Source organism: Kitasatospora sp. NPDC041917 (assembly GCF_055589745.1).
Map to the genome: position 1 here is coordinate 16119 of NZ_JBVJBI010000060.1, position 23238 is coordinate 39356.

Genomic DNA, 23238 nt, shown 5'->3' on the forward strand with positions numbered 1-23238 from the left:
GATGACGTCCTCCGGGCTGACAGGCCCCGGGCCCCGGCTTGGATAGCGTGGCCGGCATGGGCGACGGGGAGTCACGGCCGTTGGTGGCCGGACGTCTGAGGGACGGACAGTGGCACGGCGTGGACACGGTCGCGGCCGTGCTCCTCGCCCTGGCGTTCGGCGCGAGCGAGACGCGCAGCGGTGGCTGGGGCGCGGGAGCCGTGGCGGCGGCGGTCTGGCTTCCGGTCGCGGTACGGCGCAGATGGTCCGTCCGGGTTCTGTACACGGTCCTGGCCGGTGCGGTCTTCGCCATGGCGTTCACCGGATGGGAGGAGTCCTGGGTCCCCGTCGGGGCCGCTCTGTACACGGTGGCGGCGCGGGAACCGCGGCGCCGGTCCGCGACGGCGCTCGGCTGCTCGCTGGGCGCCGTCGCGGCGGCCATGGCCCTCGTACCGCGACCGGTCCCGGCCTCCGGGGTCGCGTGGGGCGTCGTCTTCGCGTCTTTGATGATGACGTTGCCCTGGCTGGTGGGCACCGCGCTGAGAGAGCAGCGGTCGTACGCGGAACTCGCCGCCCGGCAGGCCGTGACGGACGAGCGCCTGCGGATCGCCCGCGAGCTCCACGACGTGGTGGCCCATCATCTGACTGTCATCGCGGTACGGGCCGAGGTGGCCCGTGCGGTGGCCTCCACCAACCCGCAGGAGGCCGAGCGGACCCTCGCACTGGTCGGGACAGCGGGCCGGACGGCGCTCACCGAGATGCGCCGCATGCTCGGCGTTCTGCGATCACCCGGTGACGGACCCGAGTCGGGGACCGCCCCCGGTCTGGCGGACCTGCCGGCGCTCGCGGACGGCGCAGGCCCGCGCGTCGAGCTGTCCGTCGAGCCGGATCCACCGCTCCCCCCGGGTGTGGAACTGGCGGTCTACCGGATCGTTCAGGAAGCCCTCACCAATGTCGTCAGGCACGCGGGATCGGCGGACTGCCGGGTGAACCTTTCCCGGACGGGTCCCGAGGCGGTCGAGATCGAGGTCGTCAACGACGCGCCGTCCCGGCTCCCGTCCCGGTTCCCGCCCCGGCGTCCTGGCGGCGGGCACGGACTCGTCGGGATGCGGGAGCGGGCGGCCATGTGCGGCGGGACCCTCTCCGCCGGCCCCCTGGCGACGGGCGGATTCCGGGTGCACGCGCGGCTGCCCTGGGGATCGGAGACAGCACGGTGAACCGGCCGGTCCGGGTTCTCATCGCCGATGACCAGGCGCTGTTGCGGACGGGCTTCCGCCTGCTCATCGAGAACGCGCCGGACCTCACCGTCGCAGGCGAGGCCGTCAGCGGCGAGCAGGCCGTCGAACTCGCCCTGCGGCTGCGGCCCGACGTCGTGCTGATGGACATCCGGATGCCGGGCATGGACGGTCTGGAGGCCACCCGGCGCATCTGCGCGGACCCGGACGCCGCCGGCACCCGGGTGCTGGTCCTCACCACGTTCGACCTGGACGAGTACGTGTACGCGGCACTCCGCGGCGGAGCCAGCGGATTCATCCTGAAGGACATCCTCCCCGCCGACCTGCTGACAGCCTTGCGGGTGGTCGCCGCCGGCGACGCCCTGCTCGCGCCCGCGGTCACCCGCCGTCTGATCCGCGAGTTCGCCGGACGCCACGAGCCGCGCCCGCGACTCGCCCGGGAGCTGGCGGGCGTGACCCCACGGGAACGGGAAGTGCTCCGACTGGTGGCCCGGGGACTGCCCAACCGCGTGATCGCCGAGCATCTGGGGCTGAGCATCGCGACCGTCAAGACACATGTCCGGCGGCTGCTGGCCAAGCTCCACGCCCATGACCGGGCCCAGATGGTCGTCATCGCCTATGAGACAGGCATGGTCACCGCGGGCGGGAACCTCCCGTCCACGGGCTGACGCCTCACCGGCTGGGACGGTGGACCTGAAGGGGACTGCCCCGGCGGTGGGTCGTGCCGACCCCGATCGGCCCCGGGAGGTCTGCTCCGTGGTGTCGAGCGCGGTAGTTCCAGCGCGGGAGGTTCTCGGGCCGTGCGAGGTGGGCGAAGAGCACGCTGACGGGCGCGTCGACGGTCAGGGTGTTCTCGAATCGCATGATTTTTCCTTCCCCGGCGCGGGGTCGGCCGGCCCCGCGCGGTTCCGTGTGCGGCGGTCCTCGGCGTCGGTGCGGCGCTCGACCAGTCCGGCCGCGACGACGCGTTCGACCAGCCGGCTGGGGTTGGTGCCGCTCTCGCGACGGCCCGGGCAGGGATCCGGGCACCGAATCGCCGCCACGCGGAACCTGGTAGCTGATCGGCGCCAAAGCCTTCGATCAGTAGGCAATTTCTTGAACAGAACGTTAAATGCAAGGCCTTGCCCCGTATTTGGGTGTAGGCTCTGAAGCACAGAGGGTGGTCCGAAGGGCCGGCATGGCGATGATGCCGACGAATCACCCCGGACAGGGGGAGCATCATGATCTACCACATCGAGGTTGCGCGGGCGACGATCGACGAGCGTCTGCGGGAGGCCGAGAAGCACCGCCTCACGCGCGCGCTCCGGCTCAAGAGCCGCGCCGAGCGCACCACCCGACGCGCACACCGGGCCCTGACAGGTCTGGTCGGCCCGACCGTATGAGCATCACCCTCGACGGGCCGCCACCGCAGCACCGGTGACGGCCCGTCCGCTGTCTGCAAAGAAAACTCCCGGTGAACCGGCCCGGTCGGCCACACACGGTCCGGTCGGCCACACACGGTCCGGCCGGCCGGGACGGCCGGCAGCAGCATCGACTGCGTCCACGCCGCTTCCGCGGCCGCGACCTGGGTGCAGACCGTTGTCACGGCCGCCGACGGGAGCGCCGTCGGCGTGCCCGGGCCGCGGGCCGGGACCGGGGTCGTGGTCGTGGTCGACGCCGGCGGCGGCCGTGGGGCACCCGGCATTCGGCCCATCGGGGCCGCCCCCAAGGGCGACCCCTGCCCGTCCCTGCCACGGCACCGGCCCGAAATGGCTATGCACATGGTTATGAGAATCACCTGCCGCGCCGCTCTCGGCGTCCCGTTGATGACCGCTGCCGCCCTGGTCCTGCCCGCCGGCCCGGCCACCGCAGCCACCGGAAACCTCTACCTCAACAACGAAGAGGTCTACACGGACCCCTCCGGCTGCTACCCCCTGGAGGACTCCAGCATCGTCGACAACAACACCGACACGGCCGTGACCGTCTACTCGGGTCCGGACTGCAACGGAGAGGAGCTCGGCCGCATCAGCGCCGGTGACGACGAGATCACCACCGGCGCCCAGAGCCTCTACATCCCCTGAATCCCTGCCCCGATCTCGCCCGGTCGCCCGGCGACCTCGCAGCCCCAGGCCGGTGAGCAGGTAGAGGCGCAGGGTGACGGCGGCGAAGGTCGGGGCGTAGGTGCGGATCGTCCAGGTCCGGTGCGCTTGCACCTCGCCGCGGCGGATCGTGCGGTAGGCCCGGGCGGCGGTGGACAGCCACGCGGCCGCCAGCAGGCAAAAGGCGATGTGGAGCTCCGATCCTGCTTTCCGGGGAGGGGAGGTCGGGCCTTTCGCCGGCCCCGGGCTAGCGGACGATGACGACCTTGCCCGCGACGGTGCGCGACTCGGCCAGGGCAAGCGCGGCCGCGGCCTCGTCGAGGGGGAACTCTGCGGCGACCTGGGCGGTGAGCGTGCCGTCGGCGAGCAGGGCCAGCACCTGGGTGAGGTCCTCGCGCAGCCGGGCCCGGAAGGCCGCGGGGCGGCGCCTGCCCGCCCACAGGTTGTAGAAGTGCGCGGAGCGCCCGTTGGGGAGCAGGTTCCACAACGCCAACCGGGCGAACAGGTTCAGCACCGGGAGCCGCGAGTCGCCGGCCTCGTCCTTGGTGGCGGCGGTGCCGTAGGACACCAGGACCCCTCCGCGGCGCAGCAGTTGCCAGGACCGCGCCAGTCCGGCGCCGCCGACGTGGTCGAACACCGCGTCGACGCCGTCGGGTGCGAGTTCCCGGATGCGCTGGTACGCGTCCGGGTCGCGGTGGTCGACCGGGGTCGCACCGAGGGCGCGGACGGTGTCGTGGTGGCGCGCGGAGGCCGTGCCGATCACCGTGATCCCGGCGTGCCGGGCCAGTTGGACGAGGGTCGAGCCGACGCCGCCGTTGGCGCCGAGCACGACGATCGTCGCGCCCCGGGCCACCTTCGCCGTCCGGTGCAGCATCTGCCAGGCCGTCACGCCGTTGACGACCACGGTCTCGGCGTCGGCGGCCGTCACGCCGTCCGGCACGGGGACCGCGTCCGCGGCGTCGATCAGCAGGTGGCTGGCCCAGGCGCCGGTCTTGGTGACGGCGGCGAAGCGGCGCCCGGTCATCGCCGGGTCGACGCCGGGGCCGGTCGCGACCACCGTGCCGACCACGTCGTAGCCGGGCACGAAGGGGAAGGGCGGCTGGTCGTAGTACTTGCCGCGGCGCATCTGCTGCTCGGCGAAGGAGACGCCGGTGGCGTCCATCCGCAGCAGGACCCGGCCGTCGGTCGGCGGCGGGAGGTCGCGGGTGCGCAGCCGGAGGCCGTCCGGCTCGACCTCGCCCGGCAGGACGACCTCGATGGCGCGGGTGATGACGGCGTCGTTCATGGCGTGCTCCGTTCGGCTCAGCATTGCTTACGACCGTAACGTTACGCGCGTAAGCTCACGGCGCACAAGGGCTGTCGGCTGTAAGTTTTCACCTGTAAGCTCACGGCATGGGAAACGAATCGAGCACACTGTCCGCCCGCCCCCGCAACCGCCGGGGGGAGGGTGCCCGTCTCCGCGAGGACATCGTGGCCGCCGCGGTCGAGCTGCTCGACGAGACCGGTAGCGAGAGCGCCGTCACCCTGCGGTCCGTCGCCCGCCGGGTCGGGATCGCCGCCCCCTCGATCTACCGCCACTTCCCCGACCAGCCGGCCATCATGCTGGCCGTGGTGCAGCAGGCCTTCGACCAGCTGGAAGCACAGCTCCGCGCCGCCGTGGACGCGGCCGGCGAGGACCCCCGGGCACGTCTGCTCGCCTTCTGCCACGCCTACCTGGGCTTCTCCGAGGACCACCCGGAGCGCTACCGCACCATGCTCGGCGGCGTCTGGGTGCCCGTGCTCCAGGACACCGCCGTGACGCAGGAGGACATGGCCACCCTCGGCATGGCGCCCCTGCACCTGCTCGCCGATGTCCTGGCCGAGTGCGCCGCCGCCGGCCTGGCCGCCACCGACGACCCCTGGGCGGACGCCGTCGCCCTGTGGCTGGGCCTGCACGGGCTGGCCCACCAACGGGCGGTGACGATCGCCTTCCCCTGGCCCGAGGGCATCGCCGACCGGCTGATCTCCACGCTGGCGCACCTCAAGAGCCAAGGCCCGTCCGGTAATTGATCATGCGGCGGGTCGAGGCGCGGTGGCAGGCACGGGGGCGGCCGGACGGCGGCCCGGGGGCCGGGTCCTGCCGGTTCCCTGCGCACTCGATGCCCGTGTCGTCGATGAGCCCGTCCGAGCCGAGCTTGCGGTTCGTCACCAGGAGCGCCCACGTATCTCGCTGGCCGCCCCGGACGGGTCGGCCCTACGCTCCCGGGGTCAGGTGTTCCTCGAAGGGGTGGGCATGATTCGTAGTTCCACCGTCCGGGCCGTCAATGCGTTGACCGCGCGCTGGGCTGCCGCTCTGCCGGAAGGCGGCACGGCCTTCACCACCGCCGGGGTGTGGCCGCTGCTGGCTCTGCTGGCAGACGGCACAACCGCCGCTGTCCGTACGGAACTTGCCGATGCCATCGGCATCCCGGCAGACCGGGCTGCGGGCGAGGCGCGGGGCCTGCTGGCCGCGATCGATGCGATGCCCGGCGTGCAAGGGGCGCTCGGCCTGTGGACCCACGAAGCTCTGCCGATCGAGCGGAGCTGGCTTGCCGCACTCCCCGAACGCGTCCACGGACAGCTCACCGGCGACGCGGCCTCGGATCAGGCTCGACTCGACGCCTGGGCGGCGACGTGCACCGGCGGACAGATCCCGTCGATGCCGGTGACCGTCGAGCAGGACACCCGACTGGTGCTGGCCAGCGCCCTTACGGTCCGCACCGACTGGATCCGCCCGTTCGAACCCGACAGCCTGGAGGCGGCGGCCGGCCCCTGGCGGGGCAGGGACATGGCCGGCCTGTCCCGGGTCACCGCACTCCTCGACCGCGTGGGAGTCACCCAGACCCCGACAGGTCCCGTCACCGTGCTCCACGTTCTCGGCGCCCAGGGAATCGATGTCCACCTGTTCCTGGGGACAGAGGACGCCCTGCCAGGGCATGTGCTGGCGGCAGCGGTGCGGACCCTCGACAACCGGAGGACAGTACTCCCGGGCGGTGAACTCCCCTACGGCGCTCCAGGCCCCGGGCTGACGGTCGAGCGTGTTCCCAGCCTCGACGGCGAATCGAAGCTGGTGGTGGAAACCGTGCCCTTCACCATCACCGCCCGCCACGATCTGCTCAAGGACCCTGAGCTGTTCGGCCTCCGAACAGCAACGGACCGAACCCGAGGTCACTTCCCCGGCATCAGCGCCGAGCCGTTGGCGGTCGAGGCCGCCGCACAGACGGTGACTGCCACGTTCGGCGCTCGCGGCTTCCGTTCCGCGAGCGTCACTGCCCTGAGCGTGGCGGGCGCGGGGCCACCGCCGCGGTTCCGCTATCGCGCCCGCAGAATCAGCGCTCGATTCGACCGGCCGTTCGGCTTCCTCGCCGTCCACCGCACCTCACGGCTCGTCCTGAACGCCGGCTGGATCACCGAACCCGAGGCCTTCGAGGAATCGTCCTGGGAATGGTGAGCCCGTGAAGCAACGGACGGCACGGGGCAGCGTCGGACGGCCGGGTGTCGTGTGAAGGACGCCCGCCCGAAGCGGCGCGAGTGCGGTGGTGTCGTGGCGGCGAAGGAGCTTGCTCGCCGACCGCTCCTCGGGGTCGTGGTGCCCGCCCGGCAGGTGGCCACCGCTGCGCAGCCGTTCCGCGAACGGCGCGACCGGCGCCTCCGGCCTTGCGCCTGCCCGAACAGCCGCGTGGATCCGACGCCACCACCTCGGACGACCGGCCCCACGAGGAGCGGACGCAACGCCGGCGGTGCCGCGTCGTGCGGCACCGCCGGGCGGGGCGAGGGGTCTGCGGCAACAGACGGGGCCTCGGGTGGTGCGTGGCGACCGTCCGGACCAAGGGATGGGCGCCGTGATGGGCGGCTCCGGGTGGGAGCGCCGCGACCAGCTTCGGCCCGGGGCGGGGTGTTGCCCAAGGAGGAAACTGTTTCGCAAACGAGACCGGACGCTCGTGCACAACGGCCGCCCTCGACCTGCGGGGCCGGCGAGGTTGTCCACCTCCCGCCGGTGCGGACGAAGCGGGTCGGGTCCCACGTCGGGCCAGCGCTGGAGTGCCCTCGGACGGTTTGTGAAAAACGGCCCGCCCCAGGCCATTGCGGCGCCGCGGGACGGCCGTGAAATGCTGGACGCGTCGCGGGCGGCAACCCGTGACAGAACGTCAAATACCGTCCGGACCAAAGGACATGATCACCATGGCCATGCGCCGTCACACCTCGCGGAGGCCCGCCAGCGGGGCCGCGTTCTGCATCCACCTCCCCGGGAACCGCACGCTCGGCGTGCCCTGGATCCTCCCGACCGGCGTCGCGGTCGTCGTGCTCGTCGTCCTGGGCTACGACGTCCAGGCCGCCATCGCGGCGGTCCTCGCCACGGGCGCGGTCGCGCGCGAGCTCGGCCAGTCCTCCTGACGGTCCGGTTCATCCACCGTGGCGGTGCCGCACGCCTGCGGCACCGCCACGCACCGTGAGGAGGTACGCCGTGCCACGTCGTGAGAACCCCATCGACCCGCACGTCCCGTACGCGGGGCTCGCCCTGCTGCTGCGCCGGGCCCGGGAGGAGGCGGGGCTGCCTCCCTACGAAGCCCTGGCGCATCGGACCGGTTTCTCCGTATCGGCGCTCGCCCAGGCCGCCTCCGGCAGACGGCTGCCCAGTCTGGCGGTGACCGTCGCCTACGGCACCGCCTGCGGCGGCGACCGGGAGTTCTGGGCCGCGCAGTGGAACGTCGCGCGCACTCGCCGTGCCGATGCCGGGTTCTCGGCCTCAGGCCCCGCACTGCCCCCTGACCCCGGCGGTTGCCGGACGGTGGGAGAGTTCGTGCAGTGCCTGCGCGAGCTGAAGGCCTGGGCCGGCGAGCCGTCGCTGGGGTGGGTCTCCCGGCACATGTCCAGGCATCTCGACACCCACGCGGGCCGAAGCACCGTGGGCGACGCGCTGAACCTGCGGCGCCGCAGCCTGCCGCGCCTTCCTCTGCTCGTCGGCTTCGTTCGGAGCTGCCTGCACTTCGCGGCCTCGTACGGAGGTCGTGGCGGCGGACCGGGCGTTCTCGAGTGGTACCGCGGTGCCTGGCACCGGCTGCGGCGGGCGCTGTCCGAGGTGGCCCGGGAGGAGGGCGGGGGCCGCTCCGCGACGGCACCGGGCAAGGAGGTCGAGCTCTTCCGGTGGCGTCAGTCGAGGCCGCTCGTCCCCCTGGACTCCGGTCTCCCGGCCGAGGTCGTGACGCTCGCGGACACCCTTCGGGACGTGGTCCGTTCACGGCACTGCTCGATCCGCCAGGTCGCCGGGGCGGTCTTCGTCAGCCCCGCCACGATGTCCCGCTACCTGAACGGTCACCGGGTGCCGCCTCGGGATGTCGTCGACAGGCTCGCGGCCTTCGCGGCTCCCGGCCCCGGCGACGGGACGGCCCTGCGCACGATGCTCCATGAGCTCCGCTGGAAGGCGCTGAACGCGACCGGCCCGAGGACGGCGCTGACCGTCGAGCTGGCGGAGCGGTTGGATGACACCCACAGCCGTACCGGGGCCCTGGACGCGGAGGTCACCAGGCTGAAGTCCGAGGTCACCGATCTGACCATGCTTCTCCAGCAGGCGTACGAGGACGCCCAGCGGCTCAGCGCAGCCAGGCGCAGCACATGGGGGAAGGCTCCGGTTTCGGTACCGGTGCCGGTGCCGGTGCCGGTGCCGGTTTACGGTGACGTGTTCGCCGGCCTCAGGGCTCAGGTCGCGCCGCAGCCGCGCAGGCTGGCGGTGCCGGTGCGCCGACCGTCGGGGTCCGCGAGGGTGGCGAGGGTGGTCCGCACCGGGGCGCCGTCGTCGAGCTCGGCTGCGGCAAGGGGCTCGCAGCCGGTGCCTGCGGTGGCGGGGAGCCGGTCTGCCGCCGCCCCGTAGGACGGTGGCCGGGACGGTGCCAGAGGCCGTCAGCCGAGGCAGGTGTCCCGGTAGCCGGACCCGAGGAGGCTCTTGAGCGCGCCCGCGCCGTGGCAGCCGAGCACGGTGGTTCCCCGGGGCGCCGGGTCTGCGACCGGTGGCCAGAGGGCAGTGCGCGGGGCAGCCGGCGACCAGGCGGCGGGCGGGCGGCGGGCGGGCGGCCGGACGCGAGCGGCGCAGAGGCCGTGGAAGGTCGGCGTCGCGAACAACCGAGTCCCGACCACTGCGGCCCGGCCACGGCCTGGGCCGCGCCGAGGACGGCGGCCAAGGCGCAGCGGGATGGTCTCGCAGCGGGCGATCCGGCGGACGACGGCGGCGGCGGGTGGTGTTCGAGTGGAGGGCGTGGTCACTGTGGCGAGGAGAGGGCGGACGAGCGCGTCTCCTCCAATTCGGCCACGAGCTGCTCGATCCGCTGGTTGGGCGCGTTCCCCGACCCGTAGCCCGCCAGCATCGGGAGCCGGTCGGTCTTGCCCGAGGCCAGGAGCAGCTCCGGGACGGTCGAGGAGAACAGGGTTCCCGAAACGACGGCGGGCCTCACCTCCTGGATCCCCGGACCAGGTGTAGGAGCGCGAGTTGAGCAGGCCGGAGTACTTCAGATCAGAGGATGTTCCATCCGAGCCCGCCGTGGCCGGATCGCAGCCCTTGGATGCGGCGCCGCACCTCCGTGATCGTCGAGCTTCCGGCCGGCGCCCGCTTGGCGTTCGTGGTGATCATCCGCAGTTCGCGGAGCGCGCACAGGACGGGGTAGCCCTGCCACGAGGTCACGTCGAACCCGTACTGGTCCGCGAACTCCTGGTAGTGGGACGGTCCGTATCCGAAGCGGCGGCAGTGGATCTCGACGGTGACGAGGTCGAGTTCGGGCTGCCCGAAGCACGCGGTGTCCCAGTCGCACAGGACTGCGGCATCGCCGTGGTGGAGGGCGTTCCTGTGCTGCGGGTCCCCCTGCGACAACCCCGGCGGCAGGACGTAGCGGACCTGGGGAAGCGCGTCCTCCAGCTCGGCCAGCCGCCGTTCGAGGTAGTCGACATCGCTCGGCGGCAATGCGGTGGTCTCCGCGATCGACCGCCTGATGGCAGCGGCTGTGTCGACGGGACGGACATCGAAGGGTGGAAGTGGAAGCTTATGAAGGGTGCGGAGGGGAACAGCGAGATGCGCTGCCGGGACGGGATGGTCGGGCTGGGGCAGGTGGTGCCAGAACGTCACGGCGTGTCCGCGGACCACGACCGGCTGCTCCATCGGCAGCAGTTCGACGGTGGGGAAGTTCCTGCTGGTGAGCCATCGAACGAGCCGGACGGTACGGCGGACGCTCTCCAAGGGCGTGCCCGCCCTCGCGATCTTGGCGACCACCCCGGCGGCCGGCATCGTGTAGACGGCGTTGGTGTGGCCGCGCAGCATCACGGCATCGCTCGGATCGAGCCCGACCTGGCCGCAGGCGACGTTGAGGACTGTGACGACCTCGGATTCGGTGAACCCGCCGATCCGGACAACCGGAGCACTCATACCTGCCAGGCTGACGGGCAGGGGAGGCATCTGTCACGTCCCGTCGGTCGGAAGCGCCAAGAGTTCGCCGAGTTCTCGGGCCGCACGAGGCCTCGCTTCCTTCGGCGTTATCTTGATGATGTCCGCCGCGCGGGCGCCGAGGATCTGCGTGCGGTGGTTGCCGGGCACCGCCAGGTAGGTGTCCCGGGCCAACTGGCAGGCCTCGGATACGCTCCGCTGCCGAACCAGGCACATGGCCTGCTCCAAGCGCAGCAGAGCAGGGTCGATACCGGTGTGGTCGGGGTAGAGCCGCAGCGCCTCCTCCTGGGCCCGGCCGGCCTGCACCGTGTCGCCGAGCGCGGTGAAGGCTCCCGACAGGTAGAGCTGGAGCCGCCGGTAGGGAAACGCCCAGGCATCGTCCTCCGGGGCTGGCTGTCGGCTGCGCTCGAACAGCCCGCGGGCTTGTGCGATCGCCGCGCGGGCGCCGTCCTCGTCTCCTTGGCGGGCCCTGACCCGAGCCTCCGCAGCGGCGGCGAACGCTCCTGTCGCAGACGGCCGTCCCCGGTTGAGGAGCACAGCCTCGTGGGCAAGGGCCGCCGCCTCGGCCAGCGGCCCGTAGTAGAACGGGAGCATCGCCGCCTGCACCCGCACCCGTGTGCGCAGTTCGCGGTTGCCACTGTCGTCGGCTGCCGACTTCGCCGTCCCGTACCAGTCCCGGGCCTGTTCTTTTCGCCCCAGCTTCATCAGGGCGTCCGCAGTCAGGGTGGACAGCACGGCGAGCATCTCGGACAGACGCACCTGGACGAGCGCCGGCTGCCGCTCCTCGGAGTACTGCCGGACCTCCTCCAGGGTCGCCAGCAACCGTGCCAGCATCATCCTCGGGGGGTCGGACACGTAGTCCCGTCGCAGCGTGAGGAGCTTCCCGTCCAGGGACTCCAGCTCCCCGGTGGTGAGCGTCGTGCTGGCCAGCGTGCGCTCGATGGCGCGCCGGTGGGTGTGGGCCACGACATCGAGCGGGTCGCCCCCGTCCGACAACGCGGGGACAGCCGCACGTCCGGTCACCGGAAAGCCAGGTGTGGCAGGCCGCGTGAACACGGCCACGAGCGAGGACGTGTCCGCCCGGTAACCGCCGGCAAACCCCAACCCTTGTGCATCGGTCCGGTAGAGGCGACACAGCAGGTCGATGGTCCGAGCCCGTGGCATCCGAGTGTTCCGCTCCCACGATCCCAGCTGCTCGGCGTCCAGATTCGGACGGTCGAGCGCCAGTTCATCACACAGGACGATCAGTTCACTGACGGCACAGGCCCGCGTCCACCCCCGGGCGAGGCGGTGAGCGCGGAGGTGCGTGACGCCGCAACACTCGACGATCGCAGCCACCGTCATGTCGATTGTCCAGCCGTTCACCATGGCGCTGGCCCTGGTACTCGCTGCGCAGGACGGCTTGTGGCTCACGTCTCACCTCCCCGGTCGCCGAATGGCAGCCTAACTGCCCGGCCTTACTGACCAAGAGTCAAAAGCAGCAACTCATTGCCGGTTCGCCGCATCAATGCCGTCGAACCAGTGACTTCGGCCCGTAGCAGCAACTTCTTCTGCTTGCCGCCCGGCCCTGGCCCAGCGAGTGTCTGTGGACACGGGATGACCACCGCTCACCACCCCGCCAACAGCCCGGGACCATCTCTCCACGTTCAGCCCGGAGGAACAGTCATGCACCACCGCGTCCTGGAGTTCAGCGCCACGGTCACAACCGCGTCCCTCGGTGCGATGCGCAACCTGCTGTCCGAGGAGGTCGCGAGAGCCGGCCTCGTCCTCGACGAATCCCGGGCGTATGCGCTTCGCGTGTGCTCGTCGGAATTCATCGACAATGCGATCAAGCATGCCGCTGGTCAAGGCCCTGGCCACGAAGCCGAGCTGTCGATCGAGGTCGGCTTCGACCGGGAGCGCAGCCGTCTGCGGATCACCGTAACGGACCCGAGCGTGGTTGAAGCGGCGATGAACAGCAGCATCGACGACCTTGACGCGACCTGTGGTCGCGGGCTGATGGTCGCCGGCGGCTACGCGGACGACATCGGATGGCACCAGCGGCTCGACCTTCAGGGGCGGCCCACCGGCTGGTCCGTCTGGTTCGAGCTCGACGTGGAACCGGGGACCTTCGGCCAGGCCACCGCCACTGAGGTGGAAGTGCAGCCGAAAGCCGTCACGCGATCCCCGGAGCGTCGCGTGAAGGTTGTTTCCGGGCAGGTACCCGGGATCGCGCCGAGGCCGACCCGGCCTCAACGGCCCAGGGAACGCACCACCGCGGTGCCGGTCGCCCAAGGGGCGGGCCGTCCTGCTTCTCCCGTCCATCCGTCCACTCCGTACCCGAGGACTGCGCCGTGAGCGTCGGACCGCGCACCAGAACGCTGCTCAAGACCACCACCCCGGCCCGCAGACTGGACGTCGCCGCCTCCTTCGAGGCGCTGACGCAGGCCTGCGTGGCCACCGCCGACGACGCCGGGCGGGCCGAGCTGGTCAGCGACAGCCCGAACCACCTGTGGTCGCTGCCCGCCTCGCACGCGCTCGCCATCGTGCACCCGGACCCGGACGAGGCCTGGGCCCTGATCAAGGGCGCACAGTTCCTCCGGGACCACCGGGTCGCCGTCACGGCCCCCTGGTACAGGGACGTCCGCGCGGGCACCGAGGGCCGGGCCGTCACCTTCTGGCCGGACCCCGGGAAACCGAGCACCGACACGTCCCTGTCCGCGTGGGCGACCGCCCTCACCCACCGCCTCGACCCCGCGTCCGCGCCCTGGCTACGCGAGCACGACCCGTTCGCCGGCCTGCTGGACGGCCTGGACGACGCCCCGCTGGACGAGACCGCCCGCCGCTTCCTGCGCGAGCACACGGCCCGGCTGCGCGAGGAGTGGGACTACCTCGACTGGCCGACACCGGACGCCGTCGTTCTCGGCACCCCTGGCATGGTCCCGGTCCACGACGACGGCACCCACGTCGGGCTCCTACTGCGCCGCCCGCTGACGCGCGGCCACAGGGAGTGGGACCTCGTCGCCGCCCGCTGGCGCTCCGAACTGCTCACCGGCCCCCGCGAGGACCACCGGACCTACGCCGACACCTACCTCTCCTACGAACGCGAGGACCAGGCCGTGGACCACCCCTACATCGGTGCCTGGTCCGGCTACCAGGTCGTACGCGACGTCGTCGTCCTCACCGCGGTGATGGACACGGTGCGCAGCGCCCGGCTCGACGCCGGCGCCCGTCGGCAGGCCGCCCACCGCCTCGCGTGCCTGCGCGGCGCGCACCCCGCCCCGTGGAACTGGGGGCCGCGATGAAGGCCTCCCGCACGGACGCCCGCCCGCTGCCGAAGGTCCACGAGCCCCGGGTCCTGCGGTGCGGCCACCACATCACCGAGGAGATCACCGGGCCCGAGGCCCTGGCGCTGAGCCACCTGGTCACCGACCTGAACGCGATCGAGATCGCGGCCGCCGTCAACGCCGTGCCCGAAGGTCAGGACGCCACCGGGACAACGGCGGGGACGACGGCCGAGGCGGTGCGCGAGCACCTGAACTCGCTGAAGCGACGGCTGCGGGCACGGACCTGGACGCAGATGGTGGACACGGCCTGCCGGATGAGGCTCCTCCTCCCGCCCCGTGCCGTACTGACGACGCCGCTGCCCGAGACTGCCGTGCCCACGCTCCAGCTCCTGGCCGACGGATACACCAATCAGCAGATCGCCGTGATGAGGACCGTCTCGCCCGGCCGCGTCGGCAGCCACCTGGAGGCGATCCGGCACCGGATGCGTACCCGCGGCACCCCGGCTGCGGTCTACCGCCTGCACGGCGTGGTGCCCGCCGTCCTGGACGCCACCTGCCCGATCTGCGCAACGGGCGACATCGACCACGACCGGCCGCAGTGCCTGCGCTCCCTGGCCCCCGGGCAGACCTGCCTCCTCCACGCCGGTGCCACGACCCGGCTCACGGGCTCCCCGGACAGCGCGCAGCTCATCGCGTCCCATGCGCCGGCCCCACCCCGGCCCCCACCCCGGTCCCGGGCAGCGCGCCGCTGACCCCGGACGCGTACCGGGCCGCCGCCGTCGACGCCCATGAGCGCCTCACCGAACCCCGCCCGGCCGGTACGGCCCGGACCGCCGAAACCCGGCTGGAGGACATCCCCGACCTGCGCGCCGCCGACCGCGCCCGCCTGTCCTACCTGGTCACCACCACCGTCCTCGCCCCCGAACGGTACGAGGCCTCCCGCACCACCCTGCTGCTGGACCGGCTCGTCCTGTCCGCGGCGGACGACCTCGGGTACGAGATCCGCCTCAACACCAACCCCCGCCCCGGCAACCAACTGCTCCCGCAGAACCACGCCTACCCGTTCATCGCCCGGGTCCTGACCGGCGGCTACCTCCACACCGTCTTCCTGCGCACCGACGGCCAAACCGACGGCCGTACCGATGACCGCGCCGACGGCCGTACCGATGACCGCGCCGACGGCCCGTTCACCTCCCGCGACCTGCGCCCGGCCGTCACCACCACCGAACTCCCCGGCAGCGCCTGCACCCTCGCGCCCGCACTCGTGCACCGGGCCGTCATGCTGCCCGGCACCACCACCCTCATGCTGCGCGGTCCCTACAGCGCCGCCGACCTGATCCCGCCGGTCTCCGCCTGGCCCGCGCCCGTCGACGGCGGGGCACCGGTGCACTCGCGCCGGATGACCGACGCCGAGCACCACGCGCTCTACGGGAGCCTCGCCGCCGCCGGCGTGATCGACCTCCCGCCCGCACGCCGCTGACCAGCCCCCGGTCCCCCAGCCCCGGCACTCCGGCGCTGCGGCACCGGCGGGATCCCGGCCGAACCGGCCCCGGCGGCCGCCCGGAGTTGGCAAGCTGGGGCGACCCGTTGCGGCACCCGAGGCAAGGAGCTCCCCGTGCACACCGTCCTGACGACCGATCACCCGGCCTGGCTGGAGAACACCGCCACCGGCCACCGGCAGCGTCCCCTGCGCACCGCCGACGGCCGCTGGGTGGCCACCCTCACCCCCGACGGCCTCGACCTGACCTGTGTGGACGGCACGGAGGACACCAAGCCCACCCTCGTCACCACCGACCCGACGTCGCTGCCCGGCACCGTCCCGGCCGCCCTCCTCGCCGGCCTGCGCGGTCTCGGGCCGAGCGTGCGGGTGGCCAACCCGTGGCTGTGGGACGCGATCACCACCGCGGTCCTACGCCAGGTCGTCCGCGCCGACCAGGCCCGGCGCCTCTACCGCGGCTGGTGCGCGGCCCACGGCACCGAGCTGCCCGCCCCCGGCAACGGCCCCGGCAACGGTCCCGACAACGACCCCGCCTCCGGCAACGGCCGCGGCCCCGCTCCCGACCGCACCTTGCACACCGCGCCGACGCCCGAGACCGTCCTCACCCTGACCGACGAGCAGTTCGCCGCCGTCGGAACGACGTTCCACCGCACCGCTCTGCGCGCGGCCGCCGGCGCCTACCTGGAGCACCGCACCCACTGGGAGCAGCTGGACGCCCCGGCCCTGGCCGCCGAGCTCGTCGGCGTGCCGCGGATCGGGCCCTGGACGGCGGCTGCGGCCGCCGCCGACTTCACCGGCGACTTCTCCGTGTACCCGCACGCCGACCTCGCGGTCCGCACCTGGGCCGCCCGGATCGCTCCCGACCATCCCTGGCCCGCCGCCGACAAGCCGAAGAAGACCGAGGCCCTGTTCGGCGCGCACTGGCAGCACCTGGCCGGCGACGAACCGCGCCACCTGCACACCCTCACCCTGTCGACACTCACCTGGGGGGCTCATGCCCGCACCGATCAGCTCGGAGGAACAGACCCGCACCACCCATGACCTGGTCGCCGGAGCCGACCCGGACCGCGCCCTCGACTGCCTGTTCGTCAACGCCCCGCTGCGCGACTACGGCCTGCGCCCGCGCGTCAACGACTACACGCTGCCGGTCCTCGGCATGGGCTACATCGCCACCCACGCCGCCGCGCACGGCTTCAACGTCGGGATCCTGGACGCCGAGGCCCACGGACTCGGCATCCGGCACACCGCCGACGCCGTCAACGCGCTGCGGCCGCGCTGGGCTGCGTTCAACCTCCTCGCCCCGACGTACGAGCTGACGGCGCGGATCGCCGCCGCCCTGGACCCGGCGATCGCACTGATGACCGGCGGCCACCACGCCAAGGCCGACCCGCAGCGCGTCCTGGCCGACCCGCGCTTCGCCCGCCTGGAGGCCCTGGTGATCGGCGAGGGCGAGACCCGGGTCACCGCCCTGCTCGGGGACGTCCACCGGCGCCGCGAACTGCCGAAGGTGATGTGGCGCGACCGCCTGCTCTCCACCACCGCCTGCGGCATCCCGCGACGCGGCGACACCGCCCGCTGGCTCGCCCCGGACATCAACGCCCTCGCCGTCGACCGCCGCTTCCTCACCCAGGACCCGTACCGGGCCGCCGACGGCCGCATCGAGGCCAACCTGGTGTGCTCGCGCGGCTGCCCCTACGAGTGCGGGTTCTGCGGCGCCGCCGCCTCCATGAACCCCGAGGTCAGCATCCGCACCCGCGCCCCCGAGGACGTCATCGCCGAGATGCACCGGCTCGACGCCGACTTCGGCTGCACGGCCTTCCGCGCGGTGGACGACCTCTTCCTCGGCGCCCGCCGCGTCATCCACCCCGCCCTGGACGCCTTCGCCGCCGAGCGCGTCGGCGAGAGGTACGTGTGGGACGCCACCGGCCGCATCAACGTCCTCGACCGCGAGAGCGACACCGTGCTGGAGCGGCTGCGCACCAACGGACTGCGCGAGGTCGCGCTGGGCATCGAATCCGGCTCCGCCCGGGTCCTGGAGGCGATGGACAAGCGGATCACCCCCGCCATGACCCTCACCGTCGCCCGCCGGCTGCTGGAGAAGGGCATCGGCGTGAAGGGGTACTTCATCCTCGGCTACCCCGGCGAGACCAGGGACGACGCCCTCGCCACCCTCGCCCACATCCGCGCACTCTGGGCCCTGTCCGACCGCCTGCCCGGCACCTTCCGCGCCTCCGCGTTCACCTTCCGCCCCTACCCCGGCTCGCCCGTCTTCGCCGACCTCGTCCGGCAGGGCTGGGGCCCCGAGGCCCTGCAGACCTATCGGGACGTCGACCTCACCGGGCACGGCGCCGACGAGGCGATGCGCGGCCGCGACGAGTTCAACTTCGCCACCGGCCAGCAGTTCGGCCACGTCCCCCTCACCCGGCTGTACGACTGGCTCGCCGACATCTCCCGCGAACAGCACCACCGCAACACCGCCGCCGCGGCCGCGGCCCGCCGGGAGGTCGACGCGTGACCGGCCTGCTGCTCACCGTGGACGGGCCCAGCGGCCTGGGCAAGTCCACCGCCGTCGCCGCCACCGCCCGCGCCCTGCGGGCGGCCGGACACACCGTCCACACCGCCACCGGCCCCTCCGCCACCCCCTACGGACAGGCCGTGCGCGCGAGCGCCGCGACGATGCGCGGCCGCGCCCTCGCCCTGGCCGTCGCCGCCGACCGCCTCCACCAGCTCGACACCGACGTCCGCCCCCGCCGCGCCGCCGGCACCACCGTGCTGCTGGACCGCTACCTGCCCTCCACCCTCGTCCTCCAGCGCGCCGACGGCGTCGACACCGACTTCCTGCTCACCGTCAACGAGGGCGCGGACGTCCCCGACCTCGCGGTCCTCCTCACCGCCGACCCCGACACCGTGCAGCGCCGCCTCGCCCACCGCGGCACCCGGCACCGCTTCGAACTCGACGCCGCCGCCACCGCCCGTGAAATGCGGCTCTACCAGGAAGCCGTCCCCGTGCTCGAACGGCTCGGCTATCGGCTCCACACCGTGGACACCACCCACCTGACCCCCGAACAGACCGCACAGGCCATCCTGGAGGCGGTCCCGCCCCGGACGACCAACACCAAAATCCCGTACGGGAGTTAGAGAGAACATGAGCACCAGCGACACGAGTCCCACCCCGCTTCCCGTCGTGGACGTCCACGTCGTCCTGCGCACCCCGGACGGCAAGATCCTGCTCTCCCAGCGCGGCGGCCCCTACGGCTACGGCCAGTGGCACGCCCCCAGCGGCAAACTCGACCCCGGCGAGAAGCCGGCCCACGGCGCCGCCCGCGAACTGGAGGAGGAGACCGGGATCACCACCGACCCGGCCCGGCTCCACCTCGCCCACACCGTCCTGCACCACCAGGACCCGGCGACCCTGCGCCTCGGGCTGTTCTACCTCGCCACCGCGTGGGAGGGCGAGCCGGTCAACCGCGAACCCGACAAGTGCCTGGACCTGCGCTGGTTCACCGAGGACGGCCTGCCCGACGACCTGATCCCCTACCCCGCCGCCGGCATCCACGGCGCCCTCACCGACCCCGGCGGCCTGACCCACCACGGCTGGCCGGCCGCCTGACGGCCCCGGCCCACCCGTGCTCACCCTCCAGCCCCGGTGCCGCCCCCAGGCGCGCCAGGGCGTTCAGAGGGTGAGGCGGACGGGCCCGAAGGTGCCGCAGAACCCGCAGTCACAGCTGGTGAGGGAATTCGCCGGGCAATGGGCGCTCGGCCAGAAGCGGAACGCACAGGGCCCCGGACCGAGCGGCGTCCCGTCCCCGGGCACCGTCCGGTCGCACCAGGTACACCGGACGGCCGCGGGCACACCCGCCTCCCGCAACCGCCGGACCGCCGACTCTTCGAGCCTTCACGGACTCCGGAGCCGGTTCATCGATCTCCCAGTGCCCACCTGCGGAGCGGCCCCGAGACACCTTGGTGGTTCAGGTGCCCCGCTCTCAAGAACAGGTACAGGAACAGCGCTCGGAGTCAGCGTCAGGTGTTGCGGCGCTCCTCTTCTGCCCGGAGTACGGGTGCTCCTCAAGGCTGTCGCACGACTTTCCCCGTCCGGGAGGCAAGAACGATCCGATATTCGGCTCCCATCGTTACGAGGGCGCCGTTTGGGCCTGTCCAGCCACAGCCAACGGTGTAACTCGTGTGGTGTGAGTTATCGGCGGCCGACAGAGAGTCGGCCGCCGAAGGCGATGTCGAGAGCCTGCAGTGCCGGCTTCCAACGCATGACCCACCGATCGCGGGACAGAGCCAACAGTTCTGTGTCGGATTGGTGTCCAGTAAGCGATTCCATCGTGTTGTGCCGTATGACCAGGTCACCTTGATCCGGGAAAGAACGTCTCGGTGGCCCGACAGAGTGGCTCGTCAGACCCCTGGGCGCTGGCAGGCCCTATTGCAGAAGGGGTCAGCAGGGAGGCCGGACTCAGCCTAGGCTAAAAAAGGGACCCGCAGCCGAGCAGGGAGGGACCTGAACAATGGAAGACGCGAGTGAGACGAACGACGTGCGGGCTCAACTAGCCGGGGACCCGTCCGAGCACGGCCAGACACTGACGAAGCTCGCCGAAGCCGTGGGTGTCCTCGTTACCGGACAGGCGGAGCACAGCCGCATCCTCCGTGCACAGGGACAGGCGTTGGAGGACCAGACTCGGATGCTGCAGACGCTGGTCTCCGGGCAAGCGGCGCTTCTCGAAGAGCTGCGCGGTCAGGGCGGGAAGTAGCAGGAGCGCGTTGATGAGGAGGCCGGCTTCTTCACTGCCTGAGCTTGATTTTTAAGCTGCCGCTGCGATTTTGGCGAGGTGGGCTTCGGGCGTGGGTTCGCGTTTGACGGTCTTCCCGACGTCATAGCGGGGCGCCGGCCTGCGGTTCCGCGCGCCGGGTGGGCGGCCGGGGCCTGGGTGTGTCGGTTGTGGCACGGCTGCCGGGCAGGGCGCGTTCGCGCGGATGTTGCGGAACCCGCGTCGGACCCGGGCGGGCGTGAGCCTGTTCGGCGGCGCGGGCCTCTCCCGCGGGCGACGCAGATCCTCGGTGAGGGGCCGGGCGAGGCGGAGCTGGGTGTGCGCGACGATGATCAGCCAGGTGCGGTCGACCACCTCGCGCAGTTGTGCCGCGGTGATAGCGGTCGCGTCGTCGGCCGGTCCCAGCCGGACCGCGTCCAGCAGCCCTACCCAGGACGTGCGCCCGGACTCCAGGGCCGCGACGAAGGAGTGCGGCTAACCGGGGACGAACTGGTCCGCGCTTCGGCCGCGGCCGTAGACGTGGCAGAACAAGCGCTCGTCGCTGGTCGGGGCGTCGGGGCGAAGCCAGTTGGAAACGTCCACGGCCAGGGCGATGCGTCCCGCTCGTCGGGATGGCCGCACAGCCCGCCATCCTCGAAGGCGACGAGACCATCACCCGTGACCGACTCAAAGAGGCCGCCGCCTACCTCGACACCCCACCCCACCGACGAACCCGGCACCGAGGACGGCTGAGCCAATCCCGCTCACCACCCCTCAGGTCAACACCGCAGGCTGCCTCCTCCACGCCACCGCCGCGGCACAGGCACAGGCACACAGTCAACCGCGGCTGCCCCACACCATTGCAGTGCTCCACGCCCTCCCGACCAGCATCGTGGTGCCCTCCGCCCTAACCCGAGCAATGACATGAACGAGACAAACAAGCCCCGAGGGATTCTCAACAGACCTGCGACACGTCTCAATCAACTTGCAACATCACGAACACACACCATGACCTGCGCAGATATGAGCCGGATCGGCACACCAGCCGTAATCAACTCCGAAATCACCGTCTCAGTCGATCTGCAACACCACAGGTCACAGCGTTGGCGATGTTGCAATTTATTTGAGACTGCACGCGTTACATGGGGATTTCGTTGGCAATCTTCCTCATTTCCTCTTTTGCCCTCACAAGTTCTTCTTCCTCTCCCCACTGCACCTTGCTCAAGTCTGGCATTTCGCGCGGATTTTCTACGTTCAGGTATTGTGATGGCTGCCTGGGGAGGCGGCCACTTTCGCCTTGCGGCTCACATACGCGCCAATCCGTAGATCCGTAGGTGCCAAGTTTAATGCCGGCCCATCCCTCTTCCTTGGGTGCGTAGACTCGTCGCCGGAGAGTATTGGCCAGTTGCTGGGCGGGCCCCTCGGGATCTTGGCCTGTGTAGCAAGAGGCTAGCAGGATTGCCCCGTTGAGGTTTTCGGTTGCGAATGCCGCGTAGGCTGCATCGGAAGTCTGAAGGAGTGTCGCGAGCTGCATCCCATTAATTTCCATGGGAGGACCCCCAAGACCGAATCCTTCAACCCCAAACTGGACTCTGAAATGATCTGGCTGGCCGTGCCCGGTCACCAAGAAGATCTTCTGCTCCGGGTCAACCCAGGGAAAGCTTCCCGTTGGGACAAAGGTTCTCCGACGGCCGAGCGGTTCAACCTTTCCAGTCGCGAGCTCGAACCGCCCGGGCCCGGGTTCAAGGTCGAGCGTTGCCCAAGCTGGTCCACGGTGCTCCTCAAACTCCTCTCTAGAGTGTTGGCTGGTGCCGATAATTTTGCCGCTCTTACCACGAACCGGCCACGCGTTAGGGGTTTGGCCGGTGAACTTGCCGCGTTGGATGGTGATGTTTTGTGTGGGAGTGGGGGTTGATGACGTTTGGTGGGTGGCTGGGTTTGTGATACGGGTGTGGGCGGCCTGCTCGAAGGGGTCGTTGGGGTGGCTGACAGTCAGGCCTTCGGATGTGGGGACGCCGGGGACGGGACCGTAGCGCTGCTGGAGGACGTGAACGAGTTCTTCTTGGAGGAGGTTGCGGCCAGCTTGAGTCCGGGTGGGATCGTTGCTGTGCTCGTCCAGCGCGATATGGTGACCGCTGGTGTAGGCGTGGGCGTGAACATCCCGTACCGAGGCTGTGGCAGCAGGCCCAGTGTGGACACGCACATCGGAGAAGTTTGCGCCCAGGCGGCCCTCCATCTCGCGCATGAATCGCGGCGGCAGCGGACTGCCCGGCATGCGGAGCACCGCCCGGACCGCCGCACCCGCCCCCGGCTCCACATCCTCGGCCAACGCGGCACGCATCCCGCTGTTTCCCATGGCGCGCTGCAACGTCCGCACCCGCGCCACCTCAGAGGGCCGCGCGTGTGCCCCGACAGACGCTCCAGTCGGCGAGAGCGCACGCCGGCGAGCCGGCTGTATGTGAGTTGAAACGGCACTCATAGTAACTCCTCAACACACTCGTCAGGCGAGTCGGAGCAGGTCCCGCTCGGCCACCGGCTTTGAGGCAGGCCCGGGAGAATATCCCGTAGAACGAGCCCGCCTTGCTGATACAGCGGTCCCTGACCGCAAAACTGTGTCCCTTTACTGTATCGCGAGTCTTGCATGGCTAACTCGACATAGCGCATCGTTGGAGGGAAAATATATTGCCCGAAAGGGCCCCTCGAACGCTTCCTTTGGCCGATTGAGACCGCGTTTGAGATCTGCCATGAGCCGATCGGTCGGTGACTCAACTCGTGAACGTGACCGTTCCCTTGAGGAGCTTGAGTGTGACCGCTGGTCGGCCGCGTCGGGCGGCGAAACCCCGGCTGATCGCGACCGTGCGCGAGCTTCGGCGCAAGCCGATCGGTAGCCTGAGTAGGGTCGGGGACTGGCGCGGTGGCTGTCGCTCCATTTCCAGTCCCCGCCGCTTCAAACCGTGCATGCAGTTCTCCCGCACACGGCTTTCCGA

At 71.3% G+C, this 23238-nt stretch carries 22 protein-coding genes and 2 pseudogenes; 16 read left to right on the forward strand and 8 right to left on the reverse strand.

Features of this window, described 5'->3' with window-relative positions; all coding sequences use genetic code 11:
- The first annotated feature begins 119 nt into the window (after positions 1-119).
- Positions 120-1196, forward strand: a complete 1077-nt coding sequence (locus ACZ6EM_RS37535) for a sensor histidine kinase (RefSeq protein ID WP_401052888.1) — start codon at positions 120-122, stop codon at positions 1194-1196.
- Entirely contained in the window at positions 1193-1882 is a 690-nt protein-coding gene (locus ACZ6EM_RS37540) for a response regulator transcription factor (RefSeq protein ID WP_331768818.1), read from the forward strand. The genes ACZ6EM_RS37535 and ACZ6EM_RS37540 overlap by 4 nt, the downstream gene beginning before the upstream one ends.
- 4 nt (positions 1883-1886) lie before the next feature.
- Here ACZ6EM_RS37540 and ACZ6EM_RS37545 read toward each other — a convergent pair whose 3' ends face one another.
- Complete coding sequence (locus ACZ6EM_RS37545; RefSeq protein WP_465774391.1) at positions 1887-2078, reverse strand: hypothetical protein; 192 nt, start codon at positions 2076-2078, stop codon at positions 1887-1889.
- Positions 2079-2434: 356 nt separating this feature from the next.
- Between ACZ6EM_RS37545 and ACZ6EM_RS37550 the strand changes: the two genes are divergently transcribed.
- Both ACZ6EM_RS37550 and ACZ6EM_RS37555 read left to right on the forward strand, forming a co-directional pair.
- Positions 2435-2596, forward strand: a complete 162-nt coding sequence (locus ACZ6EM_RS37550; protein WP_331768819.1) for a hypothetical protein — start codon at positions 2435-2437, stop codon at positions 2594-2596.
- A 384-nt stretch (positions 2597-2980) separates the two neighbouring features.
- Positions 2981-3274, forward strand: a complete 294-nt coding sequence (locus ACZ6EM_RS37555) for a hypothetical protein (RefSeq protein ID WP_401052883.1) — start codon at positions 2981-2983, stop codon at positions 3272-3274.
- A 66-nt stretch (positions 3275-3340) separates the two neighbouring features.
- Here ACZ6EM_RS37555 and ACZ6EM_RS37560 read toward each other — a convergent pair.
- Both ACZ6EM_RS37560 and ACZ6EM_RS37565 read right to left on the reverse strand, forming a co-directional pair.
- A pseudogene (locus ACZ6EM_RS37560) lies at positions 3341-3592 on the reverse strand (DUF2306 domain-containing protein); the annotation flags it as partial.
- Positions 3540-4577, reverse strand: a complete 1038-nt coding sequence (locus ACZ6EM_RS37565; RefSeq protein WP_331768687.1) for a medium chain dehydrogenase/reductase family protein — start codon at positions 4575-4577, stop codon at positions 3540-3542. The pseudogene ACZ6EM_RS37560 and the gene ACZ6EM_RS37565, both read right to left, overlap by 53 nt.
- 107 nt (positions 4578-4684) lie before the next feature.
- On the opposite strand from ACZ6EM_RS37565, the gene ACZ6EM_RS37570 reads away from it, so the two are divergent.
- The 4 genes from ACZ6EM_RS37570 (at position 4685) to ACZ6EM_RS37585 (ending at position 9179) form a co-directional block, all read left to right on the forward strand.
- Positions 4685-5341: a TetR/AcrR family transcriptional regulator gene (locus tag ACZ6EM_RS37570; protein ID WP_331768688.1), complete on the forward strand. Its 657-nt coding sequence runs from the start codon at positions 4685-4687 to the stop codon at positions 5339-5341.
- 202 nt (positions 5342-5543) lie between these two features.
- Positions 5544-6761 (forward strand): serpin family protein, encoded by a 1218-nt coding sequence (locus ACZ6EM_RS37575; protein ID WP_465774392.1) that lies wholly within the window; start codon positions 5544-5546, stop codon positions 6759-6761.
- A 731-nt stretch (positions 6762-7492) separates the two neighbouring features.
- Positions 7493-7705 (forward strand): hypothetical protein, encoded by a 213-nt coding sequence (locus ACZ6EM_RS37580; protein WP_387694713.1) that lies wholly within the window; start codon positions 7493-7495, stop codon positions 7703-7705.
- 70 nt (positions 7706-7775) lie between these two features.
- The gene (locus ACZ6EM_RS37585) at positions 7776-9179 is read left to right on the forward strand and encodes a helix-turn-helix transcriptional regulator (protein ID WP_465774393.1); all 1404 of its coding nucleotides are present in this window, start codon (positions 7776-7778) and stop codon (positions 9177-9179) included.
- Positions 9180-9564: 385 nt separating this feature from the next.
- Here the strand turns inward: ACZ6EM_RS37585 and ACZ6EM_RS37590 are convergent, their stop codons facing one another.
- From ACZ6EM_RS37590 to ACZ6EM_RS37600, 3 genes are read right to left on the reverse strand one after another with little or no spacing between them, the layout of a single operon-like run.
- A complete protein-coding gene (locus tag ACZ6EM_RS37590) occupies positions 9565-9756 on the reverse strand; it encodes a hypothetical protein (RefSeq protein WP_465774394.1) in 192 nt (63 codons plus the stop codon).
- A gap of 59 nt (positions 9757-9815) precedes the next feature.
- Positions 9816-10718: a phosphotransferase family protein gene (locus ACZ6EM_RS37595; RefSeq protein ID WP_465774395.1), complete on the reverse strand. Its 903-nt coding sequence runs from the start codon at positions 10716-10718 to the stop codon at positions 9816-9818.
- Positions 10719-10751: 33 nt separating this feature from the next.
- A complete protein-coding gene (locus ACZ6EM_RS37600; RefSeq protein ID WP_465774396.1) occupies positions 10752-12149 on the reverse strand; it encodes a hypothetical protein in 1398 nt (465 codons plus the stop codon).
- A 252-nt stretch (positions 12150-12401) separates the two neighbouring features.
- Here ACZ6EM_RS37600 and ACZ6EM_RS37605 point away from each other — a divergent pair, with 252 nt between their 5' ends.
- From ACZ6EM_RS37605 to ACZ6EM_RS37640, 8 genes are all read left to right on the forward strand, one after another.
- Positions 12402-13073, forward strand: coding sequence for an ATP-binding protein (locus ACZ6EM_RS37605; RefSeq protein WP_465774397.1), 672 nt, complete (start codon positions 12402-12404; stop codon positions 13071-13073).
- Positions 13070-14020: a hypothetical protein gene (locus tag ACZ6EM_RS37610; protein ID WP_465774398.1), complete on the forward strand. Its 951-nt coding sequence runs from the start codon at positions 13070-13072 to the stop codon at positions 14018-14020. Before ACZ6EM_RS37605 ends, ACZ6EM_RS37610 begins: the two co-directional genes overlap by 4 nt.
- 580 nt (positions 14021-14600) lie before the next feature.
- Positions 14601-15482 carry a hypothetical protein gene (locus ACZ6EM_RS37615; protein ID WP_465774399.1) on the forward strand — a complete coding sequence of 294 codons (882 nt, stop codon included), beginning with the start codon at positions 14601-14603 and terminating at the stop codon, positions 15480-15482.
- Positions 15483-15617: 135 nt separating this feature from the next.
- Entirely contained in the window at positions 15618-16541 is a 924-nt protein-coding gene (locus ACZ6EM_RS37620; RefSeq protein ID WP_465774400.1) for a DNA glycosylase family protein, read from the forward strand.
- Positions 16495-18015 carry a B12-binding domain-containing radical SAM protein gene (locus ACZ6EM_RS37625; protein WP_465774401.1) on the forward strand — a complete coding sequence of 507 codons (1521 nt, stop codon included), beginning with the start codon at positions 16495-16497 and terminating at the stop codon, positions 18013-18015. Before ACZ6EM_RS37620 ends, ACZ6EM_RS37625 begins: the two co-directional genes overlap by 47 nt.
- A complete protein-coding gene (locus ACZ6EM_RS37630) occupies positions 18012-18638 on the forward strand; it encodes a dTMP kinase (protein WP_465774402.1) in 627 nt (208 codons plus the stop codon). Before ACZ6EM_RS37625 ends, ACZ6EM_RS37630 begins: the two co-directional genes overlap by 4 nt.
- 7 nt (positions 18639-18645) lie before the next feature.
- On the forward strand, positions 18646-19110 hold the full coding sequence (locus ACZ6EM_RS37635; RefSeq protein WP_465774403.1) for an NUDIX hydrolase: 465 nt from the start codon (positions 18646-18648) through the stop codon (positions 19108-19110).
- Between the two features lie 901 nt (positions 19111-20011).
- On the forward strand, positions 20012-20254 hold the full coding sequence (locus ACZ6EM_RS37640) for a hypothetical protein (RefSeq protein WP_465774404.1): 243 nt from the start codon (positions 20012-20014) through the stop codon (positions 20252-20254).
- 51 nt (positions 20255-20305) lie between these two features.
- Here the strand turns inward: ACZ6EM_RS37640 and ACZ6EM_RS37645 are convergent.
- Positions 20306-20908, reverse strand: a pseudogene (locus ACZ6EM_RS37645) (hypothetical protein); the annotation flags it as partial.
- 481 nt (positions 20909-21389) lie between these two features.
- Positions 21390-22628, reverse strand: coding sequence for an eCIS core domain-containing protein (locus ACZ6EM_RS37650; protein ID WP_465774405.1), 1239 nt, complete (start codon positions 22626-22628; stop codon positions 21390-21392).
- Positions 22629-23238 lie beyond the last annotated feature (610 nt).

Excerpts from the sequence above, each read along its gene's own strand:
- ACZ6EM_RS37550 (WP_331768819.1), top strand. The coding sequence starts at position 2,435 with ATGATCTACCACATCGAGGTTGCGCGGGCGACGATCGACGAGCGTCTG.
- ACZ6EM_RS37640 (WP_465774404.1), top strand. The coding sequence starts at position 20,012 with ATGGAAGACGCGAGTGAGACGAACGACGTGCGGGCTCAACTAGCCGGG.
- ACZ6EM_RS37570 (WP_331768688.1), top strand. The coding sequence starts at position 4,685 with ATGGGAAACGAATCGAGCACACTGTCCGCCCGCCCCCGCAACCGCCGG.
- ACZ6EM_RS37605 (WP_465774397.1), top strand. The coding sequence starts at position 12,402 with ATGCACCACCGCGTCCTGGAGTTCAGCGCCACGGTCACAACCGCGTCC.
- ACZ6EM_RS37580 (WP_387694713.1), top strand. The coding sequence starts at position 7,493 with ATGGCCATGCGCCGTCACACCTCGCGGAGGCCCGCCAGCGGGGCCGCG.
- ACZ6EM_RS37625 (WP_465774401.1), top strand. The coding sequence starts at position 16,495 with ATGCCCGCACCGATCAGCTCGGAGGAACAGACCCGCACCACCCATGAC.
- ACZ6EM_RS37595 (WP_465774395.1), bottom strand. The coding sequence starts at position 10,718 with ATGAGTGCTCCGGTTGTCCGGATCGGCGGGTTCACCGAATCCGAGGTC.
- ACZ6EM_RS37635 (WP_465774403.1), top strand. The coding sequence starts at position 18,646 with ATGAGCACCAGCGACACGAGTCCCACCCCGCTTCCCGTCGTGGACGTC.
- ACZ6EM_RS37565 (WP_331768687.1), bottom strand. The coding sequence starts at position 4,577 with ATGAACGACGCCGTCATCACCCGCGCCATCGAGGTCGTCCTGCCGGGC.
- ACZ6EM_RS37545 (WP_465774391.1), bottom strand. The coding sequence starts at position 2,078 with ATGCGATTCGAGAACACCCTGACCGTCGACGCGCCCGTCAGCGTGCTC.
- ACZ6EM_RS37555 (WP_401052883.1), top strand. The coding sequence starts at position 2,981 with ATGAGAATCACCTGCCGCGCCGCTCTCGGCGTCCCGTTGATGACCGCT.